At 36.4% G+C, this 12814-nt stretch carries 14 protein-coding genes and 1 pseudogene; 11 read left to right on the forward strand and 4 right to left on the reverse strand.

Annotated elements, in window-relative coordinates; genetic code table 11:
* Together HW347_RS20240 and HW347_RS20245 are read left to right on the forward strand one after the other, a co-directional pair.
* Nucleotides 1-558 (forward strand): annotated as a pseudogene (locus HW347_RS20240) (TonB-dependent receptor); the annotation flags it as partial.
* A gap of 11 nt (nt 559-569) precedes the next feature.
* Entirely contained in the window at nt 570-1223 is a 654-nt protein-coding gene (locus HW347_RS20245; protein ID WP_214613540.1) for a hypothetical protein, read from the forward strand.
* A 30-nt stretch (nt 1224-1253) separates the two neighbouring features.
* Here the strand turns inward: HW347_RS20245 and HW347_RS20250 are convergent, their stop codons facing one another.
* On the reverse strand, nt 1254-2402 hold the full coding sequence (locus tag HW347_RS20250; RefSeq protein WP_214613541.1) for a cysteine desulfurase family protein: 1149 nt from the start codon (nt 2400-2402) through the stop codon (nt 1254-1256).
* A gap of 102 nt (nt 2403-2504) precedes the next feature.
* Here HW347_RS20250 and HW347_RS20255 point away from each other — a divergent pair, with 102 nt between their 5' ends.
* Nucleotides 2505-3518 carry a hypothetical protein gene (locus tag HW347_RS20255; protein ID WP_214613542.1) on the forward strand — a complete coding sequence of 338 codons (1014 nt, stop codon included), beginning with the start codon at nt 2505-2507 and terminating at the stop codon, nt 3516-3518.
* On the opposite strand, the gene HW347_RS20260 is transcribed toward HW347_RS20255, so the two are convergent.
* On the reverse strand, nt 3515-4060 hold the full coding sequence (locus HW347_RS20260) for a Smr/MutS family protein (RefSeq protein ID WP_214613567.1): 546 nt from the start codon (nt 4058-4060) through the stop codon (nt 3515-3517). The two genes, HW347_RS20255 and HW347_RS20260, sit on opposite strands and share 4 nt — an antisense overlap.
* Nucleotides 4061-4122: 62 nt before the next feature.
* Between HW347_RS20260 and HW347_RS20265 the strand changes: the two genes are divergently transcribed.
* The 3 genes from HW347_RS20265 to HW347_RS20275 are packed head-to-tail and all read left to right on the forward strand — an operon-like array spanning nt 4123 to nt 5080.
* Nucleotides 4123-4434 carry a DUF2752 domain-containing protein gene (locus tag HW347_RS20265; RefSeq protein ID WP_214613543.1) on the forward strand — a complete coding sequence of 104 codons (312 nt, stop codon included), beginning with the start codon at nt 4123-4125 and terminating at the stop codon, nt 4432-4434.
* Nucleotides 4435-4437: 3 nt separating this feature from the next.
* The gene (locus tag HW347_RS20270) at nt 4438-4767 is read left to right on the forward strand and encodes a CCC motif membrane protein (RefSeq protein WP_214613544.1); all 330 of its coding nucleotides are present in this window, start codon (nt 4438-4440) and stop codon (nt 4765-4767) included.
* 4 nt (nt 4768-4771) lie between these two features.
* Nucleotides 4772-5080, forward strand: coding sequence for a CCC motif membrane protein (locus HW347_RS20275; protein WP_214613545.1), 309 nt, complete (start codon nt 4772-4774; stop codon nt 5078-5080).
* 56 nt (nt 5081-5136) lie between these two features.
* Here the strand turns inward: HW347_RS20275 and rocD are convergent, their stop codons facing one another.
* Entirely contained in the window at nt 5137-6417 is a 1281-nt protein-coding gene (gene rocD, locus HW347_RS20280) for an ornithine--oxo-acid transaminase (RefSeq protein ID WP_214613546.1), read from the reverse strand.
* 235 nt (nt 6418-6652) lie between these two features.
* Here rocD and HW347_RS20285 point away from each other — a divergent pair, with 235 nt between their 5' ends.
* From HW347_RS20285 to HW347_RS20300, 4 genes are all read left to right on the forward strand, one after another.
* The gene (locus HW347_RS20285) at nt 6653-7828 is read left to right on the forward strand and encodes a mechanosensitive ion channel (protein WP_214613547.1); all 1176 of its coding nucleotides are present in this window, start codon (nt 6653-6655) and stop codon (nt 7826-7828) included.
* A gap of 199 nt (nt 7829-8027) precedes the next feature.
* Nucleotides 8028-9437, forward strand: coding sequence for a 23S rRNA (uracil(1939)-C(5))-methyltransferase RlmD (rlmD, locus tag HW347_RS20290; RefSeq protein ID WP_214613548.1), 1410 nt, complete (start codon nt 8028-8030; stop codon nt 9435-9437).
* 4 nt (nt 9438-9441) lie between these two features.
* Nucleotides 9442-9930, forward strand: coding sequence for a DUF6452 family protein (locus tag HW347_RS20295; RefSeq protein WP_214613549.1), 489 nt, complete (start codon nt 9442-9444; stop codon nt 9928-9930).
* The gene (locus tag HW347_RS20300; protein WP_214613550.1) at nt 9911-10738 is read left to right on the forward strand and encodes a DUF6048 family protein; all 828 of its coding nucleotides are present in this window, start codon (nt 9911-9913) and stop codon (nt 10736-10738) included. The genes HW347_RS20295 and HW347_RS20300 overlap by 20 nt, the downstream gene beginning before the upstream one ends.
* Nucleotides 10739-10763: 25 nt before the next feature.
* Here HW347_RS20300 and HW347_RS20305 read toward each other — a convergent pair whose 3' ends face one another.
* The gene (locus HW347_RS20305; RefSeq protein WP_214613551.1) at nt 10764-11939 is read right to left on the reverse strand and encodes a THUMP domain-containing class I SAM-dependent RNA methyltransferase; all 1176 of its coding nucleotides are present in this window, start codon (nt 11937-11939) and stop codon (nt 10764-10766) included.
* Between the two features lie 203 nt (nt 11940-12142).
* Here HW347_RS20305 and HW347_RS20310 point away from each other — a divergent pair, with 203 nt between their 5' ends.
* Entirely contained in the window at nt 12143-12814 is a 672-nt protein-coding gene (locus HW347_RS20310; protein ID WP_214613552.1) for a ZIP family metal transporter, read from the forward strand.

Here is a 12814-nt window from a genome sequence, read left to right on the forward strand (position 1 = left end):
GGCATACGATATGTGGCCAACAATAATGCGAAAGCTTATGTGTATGGAGCGGATTTACGATTGAACGGAGCTTTCGTTCCAGGAACCGAATCTTGGGTAAGTATTGGATTTTTAAAGACCGAAGAAAACAGCAATAACCGCGGATATATTGCCAGGCCTTCTGATCAACGGTTAAAATTTGGCATTTTATTCCAAGATTACATTCCTGAATTTCCAAATTTTAAAATGTACTTAAACTTGGTTTACAACACCGGTGTACCCGGTGGTTCGCCAAATTATGCTGATCCTTACATTTACAATACCAGATTACGCGATTATAAGCGTGCAGATTTAGGAATTTCCCATATTTTTGTGGGCGGAAACAGAACCTATCAAAAAAATCATTGGTTGCACAAGTTTAAAGAGCTAAGCGCGGGCATTGAAATATTTAATTTGTTCAATAATCAAAATTCAATTACAAACACATGGGTCAGGGATGTTGATAGTAAGCAACAATTTGCCGTTCCCAATTTCATGACAAGTCGCGTGTTGAACATTAGGTTGCGCATGCGTTTTTAGAAGACATACTAATGAAGAAGATATTTTTTGCCGCACTCTTATTGACTACCGTTTTAGCTAACGCCCAAAAGAACATTTACGAAAGTGATAAGTTTGACGCTCTGAGCGACACTCACGAACTACTAGCCATTATTCCATTTTTAGCTAATCTTGAACTAACTGATGAAATATCAAAAGAAGAATTAAATGCCCTTGAGCAAAAAGAAGGTTATGCGGTGCAGAACGCGCTCGAAACCTATTTTTCTCAAAGAAAGAAGAAAAAGAAGTTCTCCGTTGAGTTTCAAGATGTAAAAAATACCAATGCCATTCTAACTCAAAATAATATTGATTATAATAATATTGATGTTTACACCACTAAGCAACTCAGTGAAATTTTGGGGGTAGACGGAATTATAAGTGGGAATATGGATTTAAACGTTCTTCTCTCAAAAGGGATTCCAACGGAATTTAGTTTTATGGATTATTTTTCAGGAAATGCCAATTACGGACGCATAGGCGTAAAAATTAGTGACGGCACTACAGGGAAACTACTCTGGAAATACGAAAAGAAAATCAACAAAAAATCAGGAAAGAATACAACGGACCTTATTGATCGGATGATGAAACTAGCGGCTCGTAAATTTCCGTATGACAGAGAAAAGCGAAAAGACAGAAAACAAAAATAAATATTTAAACTCCCTTTAACAGAGGGAGTTTTATTTTTCTACAAACTCCTTAAGTGCTTGAACGGTATAATCCAACTCTTCTTTGGTGTTGTACTTTGAAAAAGAAAACCTAACCGAAGGTTTTTTAAGCTCTTCTGCAGATAGTATTTCTGTTAACACATGTGAACCTAAGTCGCTTCCTGATTGACAAGCACTTCCTTTTGAACAAGCTATACCTTTCATATCTAAATGAAACAATAGCATTAGTGCTTTCTGTGGATCTATAGGTAGACAAACATTTACTAATGTAAAGGTGCTTTTATTCAAGTCTCCCGAATGGCCATTAAACTTTGCCTCGGGAATCTCTTCCTTAATTCTATCTATAAAATAAGATTTCAGCTCGGTAACATAAGCCGTTTCAGCCTCCAAGTTATCGTATGCTTCTACAAATGCCATTTCCAATCCCATGATATTATGGAACGATTCTGTTCCTGCCCGATGACCACGTTCTTGAGAACCACCAGATATGAAAGGTTTTAAACCTGAGTTTTTCTTTATGTAAGCAAAACCTATTCCTTTTGGACCATGAAATTTATGTGCGGCAGCAGTAAGAAAATCTACGGGCACTTCTTTTACATCCCATGAATAATGCCCTATGGACTGAACGGTATCCGAATGAAAAAGAGCTCCGTTTACATGACAAAGATCACAAACTTTAGCAATATCAATTTTATTACCAATTTCATTGTTTACATGCATTAAGCTCACCAACTTCTTAGAATCGTCTTGTTGCAACAAAACTTCCAAGTTTTCTAAATCAGGGTTGCCAAATTCATCTAAATTCACATATAACACCTTGGTGCCTTTTTCACTGGCTAAATCTTCAACAGTATGAAGAACAGCATGATGTTCAATTTTAGAGGTGATAATCGTTTCCACTTTCAGGTCGCGCACAGCACAACGTAAAATCATATTATCTGCCTCAGTACCACCAGAAGTAAAAATAATTTCCGCTGGATGGGCGTTCATGTATTTAGCAATTGTTTTTCTAGCACTTTCTACACCAGTCTTTGCAGAACGTCCAAAACTGTGTGTTGAAGATGGGTTGCCATAAAAATTGGCTAATGCATCTTGCATCTTTACAATCACATTTTCACGTACTTGTGTAGTGGCCGCATTATCTAAATAAACCTTTTCCATTCCCAAAAAATTCAATTAAGAGCTGTCAAAATTAGCGGAATTAAAGTTAATTCTTCCCTAATTCAGAATAAACTTCTCCTTTATTTCCTTTAAATTTGACACATGAAGAAAACGCTACTTTTAGGTATCCTGATCCTTTTATCTGCCTGTGACGATGGCGACCTCCAAATTGAAAATGTAGATTTTGAACTAATCGCTCTTGAGTCTTGCGGCGATGAGGAAGACCCTCTGGATACTACCTTTTTCTTTAAAACGGATGGTGACAATGCGTACTTATTAGAATTAGAAAGTGGGTTATTATTCAACCAAACCTCAACAGAGGGAGCTTTAACGAGTACCTTAGGAGGCTCTTCTGATTTAATTTATCGTTTCTTTTCAGATGATGTTTCTTCAGATTATTTTTGTTCTACCATTCCTGCCACAGAACCTACAGTTCTTAGTGAATCTACCGCTGCCGCAGGAGATGTTGCTATAAACACAAAAGTAACTGCAGTATCCAAAGATGTGAAAACCTATTCTCACACGATACTAATTACCGGCTTGGTACTAACCAATGAGCAAAACGAGAGTATTACAGATACCTCTTCTTTTACTTATGGAACTTTTAAAACATCAACACCTACCAGTCAAAACCTTGAGATTCCGTTTTCTAATTATGGTGCCATTACCTCTCTTTCTGAATGTGATAGCGAAATTATTGCCGGTAGCTTAAGATTCTACAAAAAGATAAATGACGAATACATCTCTTTAGATGTCCCGTTATCAGTTTTTGTAAACGAAGCTACCGTTGTAGACGAACCTAGAACATCAACTTTAGAAAACGGAGAGTTTAATTATACCATATTGGATGCAGTTGTAACGGATGATATGATATGCACCACAGCAGCTCTTTCAGAAGAAATTATAAGTTATAATTTTGTATCCTCAGGTGGAACTATAAATGTAGTTACTGAAGCTAGCGAGCCTGATGCTACAGGAGCAATTACCTATGCTCACACCATTTCACTTGATAACACCATACTTGTTCTTAAAGCGCAGAATGAAGATGATACCGATGTAACTCTTACTGCAATAGAAAGCTTTATTATTGGTACTTATATTACAGTGGGTAATTAAGCATTCTGGTAAATATATACTTCTGTTGCTCCAAGACCATATTTCTGGTAATCGGCATCATAATATTTTACATTTTCATAGCGTCTAAAAAGATAGTAGAGCTCTTCTTTGAGTATACCTTCTCCTACCCCATGAATAAAAACTACTTTTTGAATGCGCTTTCTCATAGCAAAATCCAATTGACGCCTTGCGGTATCTAACTGAAGGTTCAACATCTCATGATTACTCATGCCCTTACTCGTTTTAGTCAATTGGTGTATATGTAAATCCACTTCCATTTTGGGAGCATTGCGCTCCTTAGGTTTCATTGCCTGAGTTCTCCTTTTCTTTGGAAGTTCCTTTTCTGCCTTTATCTGGCTTATTTCGTAGTTACTTACCTTAATATCTCCGGTATCTATTCTAACTAGTTCATTAGACTCAAAATTGAGCGAAAATCCATCGGTGGTTTCCATGGTAACCGTACCTCCGGAAACCTTAATTACCTTACCAGAGATGACGTCATCTAAAGTCTCAACCTTGTCCCCTATTTGAAAAACGGCCATAATTTGTTTTGTATCCACAAAAATAATGGTAATTTCCGTGATAGAATTGCTAAACCGTAAAAATGCAGTTAGCCACCTTTCTATTGGTTATTGAAGATTACATGCTCCCGTGCTTGAACAAAAAGCTCTTTGGTATTGACTGCCCTGGCTGTGGTCTTCAACGTTCTATTGTTCTTTTTTTAAAGGGAGACTTTGGTGCAGCCTTTGATATGTACCCTGCAATTTTCACCCTTATCCCGCTTGTATTATTCTCTATTGCAAGCCAATTCACCCGATTTCGTTTTGACACATATATAAAAGTAACCCTTGGTATAACCAGCGGTGCTATTATATTGGTTAATTATATTTTAAAAATGACTCACCTAACCCACTAAAAAATGGAAGATCACAAACTGCCTAACTCCACCCTAATCCTTGTATTTGGTATCCTCTCAATAGTTACTTGCTGTTGTTATGGTATCCTTGGCCTTATATTTGGTATTGTTGCCTTGGTATTAGCCAACAAAGCGACAGCTATATACCTAGAAAATCCAGAAAACTATACTGATTACGGGAATGTAAAAACAGGTAAAATCCTTGCTATCATTGGTATTGTATTAAGTGTTATTTATTTAATCATGACTATTGGTGCGATTTCTTTCTTCGGATTCGAGAATATTCAAGACCAAGAATTAATGCGCGAAAAAATGGAAGAATTATTAGGATAAAACTATGCAACAACCTTTACCAGGAGCAAGTAACGCTCTAACTTTTGGAATTCTTTCTATAGTTTTAACCCTGCTTTGTTGTGGACCTTTTGGCGCTATTTTTAGCTTTATTGGCCTATCTAATGCTAAAACAGCACAACAAACGTATGACCAAAGCAATGGTGAATATACGGGCATTGAAAATGTAAAAACAGGGAAGACACTTTCTTATGTAGGCTTAGCCATAGCAGGCGTTTATTTATTATTAGCTATTCTCTACTTTGGCGTTATAGCGGCAATTTTCGCAACGGCAATTTCTAATGGCGATTTTTAGATAGAAGACAGAATTGTATAAAAAAAGCCTGAAACTAAGTTTCAGGCTTTTCTTTTTTATTTCTCAAACTGTTTTAAAGTTGTTGTGATGATTTTTACACAATCTAGCAGTTGTTCTTTATTCATGACCAAAGGAGGTGCAAAGCGAATAATATTACCATGGGTTGGTTTTGCCAAAAGTCCGTTTTCTTTTAAGGCCATACAAATATCCCAAGCAGTTGAACTTTCTTCTGTATCATTAATTAGGATAGCGTTCAACAAACCTTTACCCCTAACTCCGTTTACAATATTAGAACCTTCAATAAACTTATTAAGTTCTGCTCTGAACAATTCTCCTAGATCAAATGCGTTTTGAGCTAGTTCTTCTTCTTTAACAACATCTAAAGCAGCAATACCAACGGCAGCAGCTATAGGGTTACCTCCAAAAGTACTTCCGTGATTTCCTGGTTTTATAACACCCATGATATCGTCATTAGCCAAAACAGCCGATACAGGATACGCACCTCCTGATAAAGCCTTACCTAAAATTAAAATATCTGGTTTAATTTCTGGCTCTCCACTACAATGTTTATCCTCACAAGAGCAGTTACCACAGGTTGCCAAAAGTCTCCCTGTTCGTGCAATACCGGTTTGAACTTCATCTGCGATGAACAAAACCCCATGTTTCTCACAAAGTGCTTTTGCTCCGGCTAAATACCCCTCAGAAGGAACATAAACTCCAGCTTCGCCTTGAATTGGCTCTACCAAGAACCCTGCTACATTTGGATTGTTTTCTAGCACCTCTTTTAGAGCGTCTAAATTATCATATTCAATTTTAAGAAAACCTGCTGTGTAAGGACCAAAATTCTTGCGGGCAACTGGGTCGTTAGAAAATGAAATAATAGTAGTTGTTCGTCCGTGAAAATTATTCTCACAAACAACAATCTGTGCTTCGTTTTCTGCTAATCCTTTTTTCTCATACGCCCATTTTCTACATAATTTCAATGCAGTTTCAACAGCTTCCGCACCTGTATTCATAGGTAAAAGCTTGTCGAATTTAAATGTTTCGGTAGCATATTTTTCATACTTCCCGAGCATATCATTATAAAAGGCTCTAGAAGTAAGTGTTAATCTTTGCGCTTGTTCCGTCATGGCCCCAACAATTTTTGGATGGCAATGACCTTGATTTACGGCAGAGTAAGCCGAAAGAAAATCATAATACTTTTTTCCTTCAACATCCCAAACATACACGCCTTCTCCTTTGTTCAATACAACAGGTAATGGGTGATAGTTGTGTGCTCCGTGTTTATCCTCCAATGCAATAGCATCTTTAGATGTGATTTTTTCTAAAACTGACATAATCAAAATTACTTTAAAATAAAACTTCAGTAATTCCTTCTATACCTTTTTCCTTTCGAAGACTCGAAAATTCAGCGTGGGAGAGAAATCATCCTTGTAGAATTGCAAACTTAATAAATATTTTTCGCTTCGCATATATAAACTCTTTCACGAACCTATTTAACAAGATAAAAGTGACTTCCTATAAAAGGTGGTGTCTTAATCTATAGCACCAAACTTTTTTAAAAACATCTATATGAACTATTTAGAAAACATTATGAACAGCCTTTCCAACTCGGTAGGCGATTTTTTACCAAGCACAATTGGTGCAATCCTTATCCTTTTAATAGGATGGTTTGTAGCTGGTTTTATCAAAAGGTTAATTACCAAACTGATAAAGCGCACCAAAATAGACGATAAAATGGGATCGGGCAAAGTTGTGATTTCCTCCCTTATCGGAAAGCTGATTTACTTTTTTATTATGATTTTTGTTTTTATGCTAGCCTTGGAAAAGCTAGGTATGACAAGTGTTTTAGACCCTGTTAAAAACTTGCTTAACGGTTTCACAAATTACATTCCTAATATAGTGGGCGCTGGTTTAGTAGGTTATATTGGTTACATGCTTGCAACTATCGTTTCTGAGCTAGTAGGCCTGTCTGGAGACACCATTCAAAGCTTAGTGCCAAAACTTAAGCTACCAGAAAATATTGATTTGGTAAACATTCTTAAAAAGATTGTTTTCATATTTATTTTCATCCCGCTATTGATTACGGCACTGAATATTTTGAACATGGATGCCATTTCTGTACCGGCCACCCATATGCTAGAGCAGTTCTTTAATGCCATTCCTAAAATTCTAGTAGCAGTTATTATAATTATAATTTTTGTTGTTGGAGGTAAATTCGTGGCAGGTCTACTAACAGACTTATTAGAGAGCCTTAAACTAGATGGTATCGTAAAGAAAATGAACTTAGGAGGTGTTTCTTCTAATACAAACCTTCCTAAATTGATTGGTAATATTGCCTTTTTCTTTATTGTTCTTTTCGGTATTACAACGGCTTTAGAAAAATTAGAATTTGCAAAACTTACTGAAGTACTAGACACCTTAGTAGGTGTATCTGGTAACATTCTATTCGGTTTGGTTATTTTGATTATTGGAAACTGGATTGCCTCAATTGCTCATAAGGCAATGGCTAAAGATGAAAATAATCTATTTGTAGCTTCAATTGTAAGGATGTGTATTTTGGCCATCTTCTTAGCAATGGGTCTTAAAACCATGGGTATTGGCGATGATATTATCAACATGGCCTTTGGTATAACTTTAGGTACCATTGCGGTTACCATTGCACTTTCTTTTGGACTTGGTGGAAGAGAAGCTGCTGGAAAACAAATGGAACGTATTTTAAATAAATTCAACAATAACAAACAGTAGTTCCCCCGATAGACTATAATGTTTGTAAAGTCGAGAAGCCTTGTAATGAGGTTTCTTGGCTTTTTTCTTTTCCCATTTTCAACAAAAACAAGTCACTCTTCTCTATTTACAGATTAATAATTCCATATTTAACTATTTTTAATAAGCTCCATTGTATTGATAGTTATAATAAATGCAATGGGATGCTTACTTTTGCCGCATGCGAAGAAAGAACAAGCGACAGGTATTCGAAAACGTAGAGGTTGTAGATGCCGGGGCGAAAGGAAAAACTATTGGTAAGGCACCCGACGGAAGAGTCATTTTTTTGACAAACACCGTTCCTGGTGATGTTGTAGATGTACAGACTACAAAAAAGAGAAAAGCATATTTTGAAGGGATTGCCACCGCTTTTCATTCATACTCAGATAAACGTGTAGAACCTCAATGTGAACATTTTGGAGTTTGTGGCGGTTGCAAATGGCAAGATATGGGCTATGAGCACCAACTCTTCTACAAACAGCAAGAAATTGAAAACAACCTAAAACGAATTGGGCATCTTGAACTACCCGAGACTTCACCTATTTTAGGTTCTGAGGAACAGTATTTCTATCGTAATAAAATGGAATTTTCATTTTCAGATAGCAGATGGATGACTTTAGAGGAAATTCAATCTGATAAAGAGATTACGGATAGAGACGCTTTAGGGTTCCATATTCCTGGAATGTGGGATAAGATTCTAGACATTAAAAAATGTCACTTACAGCAAGACCCATCAAATGCTCTTAGATTGGAGACCCGTGATTTTGCCATTAAAAATGGACTTACGTTTTTTAACCCTAGACATCAACATGGAGAATTGCGCTCTCTTATGATCCGTACAGCTTCAACTGGTGAATTAATGGTCATGATTCAGTTTCATGATGATAACCAAACCAATCGTGAGGCGATATTAAATCACCTTAAAGAAACCTTTCCTGAGATAACTTCGCTTTTGTATGTTATCAACCAAAAGCAGAATGATACCATATACGACCAAGAAATTATTTGTTTCTCGGGACGTGATCATATTTTTGAAGAAATGGAAGGCTTGAAATTCAAAATCAATGCTAAATCATTTTATCAAACAAATTCAGCACAAGCTTACGAACTATATAAACTTACCCGCGAATTTGCAGATCTAAAAGGCGATGAGCTTGTTTACGACCTTTACACCGGTACAGGAACCATTGCACAGTTTGTTGCTAAAAAAGCAAAGAAAGTAGTTGGTATTGAATCTGTACCCGAAGCTATTGAAGATGCCAAAGCAAACGCAGAGCGTAATAAAATTGATAATGTAGATTTCTTTGTTGGTGATATGCGAAATGTCTTCAACCAAGAATTTATTAATACTCATGGTACACCAGACGTTATAATTACAGATCCACCAAGGGTTGGTATGCATAAAGATGTGGTACAACAAATCTTAAACATTGCCCCAGAAAAAGTAGTTTATGTGAGTTGTAATAGCGCTACACAGGCACGCGACTTAGAATTAATGAAAGAGGCATACGAGGTAATAAAAGTACAACCGGTAGATATGTTCCCACAAACGCACCATGTTGAAAATATCGTACTTTTGAAAAAGCTATAGCTTTATGAAGAAACTGAAAATACTTTTTGTTATTCTCTTAGGCATTCTTTGTTTTTCTGCATGCGAGAAAGATGATATTTGCACGGAAGATGATACACCACAATTGGTCATTCGTTTTTATGATGCCCTAAATCCTACTGAATTTAAGGATGTGCAGAACTTAATTGTCTGGGGAGTATTACCAACAGGAGGAAAAGATACTATAGCTAATATAGCATTGGATTCTATTGTTCTACCGTTAAGAGTGGATGAAACTAGCACAACATTTGCTTTTTCAAGACAGCTAAGTATTGATGATATTAATGTAGACACCCTTACCTTTAACTATGATGTAAAGGAAATCTACAAATCTAGAGCCTGTGGTTATATTGCTAATTTTGAGAACTTAACTGCTACAGTAAAACAAGATGATTCAGTTTGGGTTCAGACCATAGATGTAGATAACGCACTTATTGAAAACACAGCTTCCGCCCATGTTAAGATATTTCACTAGTCTTTTTTTCTTCTTAGTTGTTGCTGTGGGATTTTCTCAGAGCGAACCTATTGACCTTAATAAAAAAGATACCACCGTATACAAACAACGTTATGGCTTAAGGGTTGGCGTAGATTTAAGTAGAATCGTTAATTCCTTTTTTGATGAGGACTATACGGGACTAGAATTCGTAGGTGATTATAGACTTACGCAAAATCTTTATTTAGCTGCTGAACTTGGTAACGAGAAAAAAACAATAGGTACGCCGCTTGGTGCTGAAGTTGATAGTGAAGGTGGGGACTTATATACCTTTACTACATCTGGCAGCTATATTAAACTAGGTATAGATTACAATACCTATGGCAATTGGTATGGTGAGCAAAACATGATTTATATTGGTGGTCGTTATGCTTTTAGCACTTTTAGCCAAGAACTAGACGCCTATAAAATTTTTGATACCAGCCGCTATTGGAACCCCGATGATTTTGCTTCAGGAACCGAGGCTTTAGGAAAATATGAAGGTCGTAATAAATCTTGGCTAGAGTTTGTAGCAGGACTTAAAGCGGAGGTTTTAAGAAATATCTATATTGGTGCAAGCGCACGTTTAGGAATCTTAATAACGAACAAAAGACCTGAAGGTATTTTGGATGACCTTTTTATTCCCGGTTTTAATAGAGTTACAGACGGTAGTAGATTTGGGGTTGGCTACAATGTTTCTCTCAGCTATTTAATTCCTCTTTACAAAAAGAAAAACGAACCGAAAAAAGAAAAAGTTCAGCCAGAACCGGAGCCCAAACCCGAACCTGAAGATAGACCTAGAAGACAATAATTTTTAAATTAGAAAAAACTTCTTTCTAGTCTTTATCTTCATCCTTGTTCATATACTTGGCTTTCTTACTGCCTTCGTACATCACATACTTTACCAAACGCGATTCTAATTGGCTATTGAAAACCTTTATTTTACGAGAAGGTCTTAGACCTACATATTTAAGGGCTTCCATATTAGATGTGATAAACCAAGCTTCCGTACCAGGGTATTTTTGCTTCAATGTATCTCCAATAGAAGCATAAAAATCTTCCATTTCTAAACTCAATCGTTCCCCATAAGGTGGGTTAAAAACCATATGCAGCTTACCTTCTGTAAACTTTTCGGTATCAAAAAAGTTCTTTCTTTCTACGGAAATGAATTCTGATAGGTTAGCGTTTTCAACATTATCTAACGCTTTGCGTACTGCAGAAGGTGCCTTATCGTAACCTACAATTTTATGATGAAACTCTCGAACCCTGTTAAGGCATACCTCAACAATCTTATCAAAAAGTTCTTGATCAAAATCATCCCATTTCTCAAAAGCAAATTCCTTTCTATTAATGTTTGCAGGTATATTGCAAGCAATCATAGCCGCTTCCGTTAACATGGTACCACTACCACACATAGGGTCTATAAAATCGCATTGACCGTCCCATCCACTTAAGAGTAAAAGTCCAGCTGCCAACACTTCGTTTATAGGTGCAATATTCGTGGCGGTACGATAGCCCCTTTGGTGTAAAGAACGCCCTGAACTATCTAATGAAACATTACAATGTTCATCATGAATATGAATGTTGATACGTACATCAGGAAACTTTACGTCTACACTAGGGCGGCTTCCATCCATATCCCTAAATTTATCTACAATAGCATCCTTTACCTTTTGTGACACATAAAGGGAATGTGTAAAGTTATCCGAGTTTACCGTAGAATCAATAGCAAAAGTAGTATCAATGGAAAGGTACTCTGCCCAATCCATCGCATAAATCTTTTTGTAAAGATCATTCTCGCTACGAACAGAAAAAGAATGAATAGGTTTTATAATCTTAATGGCAGTTCGTAAACATAGGTTGGCTTTGTACATAAAACCAGTATCTCCTTCAAAAGCGACATTTCTAACGCCTTCAACTACATTGCTACCACCTAGATTACGAATTTCCTTGGCCAACATCTCTTCGAAACCAAAGAGGGTCTTGGCAACCATTTTAAAATTTTTACTCATGTCTTATTCTAAAGTTGCCGCAAAAATACAGTATTTTAGCCGGAGAAATACGAACCCACCCTCTGCTTTCTTAAATGCTGTTCTTCCTTTCACTAACTAAAGGAGAGAATTGCTTTTTTGAAAACTGAAAAAATCGGGTTTGCAGATGTAATTATCGCCATAATACTAAGACTAAGAGCCCCGATAAAAACGATTTTCCGTTAATGAATTACGCCTTACCCATTTTAGCCGTTCTACTAAGTTTTGCCTTTGTATATATTGTAAAACCCCAGAATAGAAGCAACTTTAAGCTACTTTTAGCATTTAGTGGTGCCTTTTTACTGGCGCTAACGTTGTTTGAACTTTTTCCGTCAGTATACGAAAATGGCGACCCTAAGAAAGTAGGCCTATTTGTAATGCTTGGAATTTTGTTTCAAATATTTTTAGAATTCTTTTCAAAAGGAGCGGAACATGGGCATGTTCATTTAGATAGTGAAAAAGAGCTTTTTCCTTGGTTATTGTTTGCTAGCCTTTGCGTTCATTCATTTTTAGAAGGCTTCCCAATACACCACCACGACACCATAATTTACGGCATACTTATTCATAAAGTCCCTATCGCTATTATACTGAGTATCTTTCTATTAAACTCAAAAATACCTTTAAAAAAGGCATTTTTCTTTATTACCATATTTTCATTAATGACCCCATTGGGAAGTTATATTGCTGATCATGCAGAGTGGGCAGACACCTATTTTGCTCCAATTAACGCATTGGTTATTGGTGTGTTCTTGCATATTTCTACGGTTATACTTTTTGAAAGTTCAGAAGGCCATACATTTAACTTGCGTAAAATAGTTGCCATTATTTTTGGCATCGCAATCGCATATTTTTTATAA

It is taken from the genome of Zobellia barbeyronii, from assembly GCF_018603515.1.
Classification (GTDB): Bacteria; Bacteroidota; Bacteroidia; order Flavobacteriales; family Flavobacteriaceae; genus Zobellia; species Zobellia barbeyronii.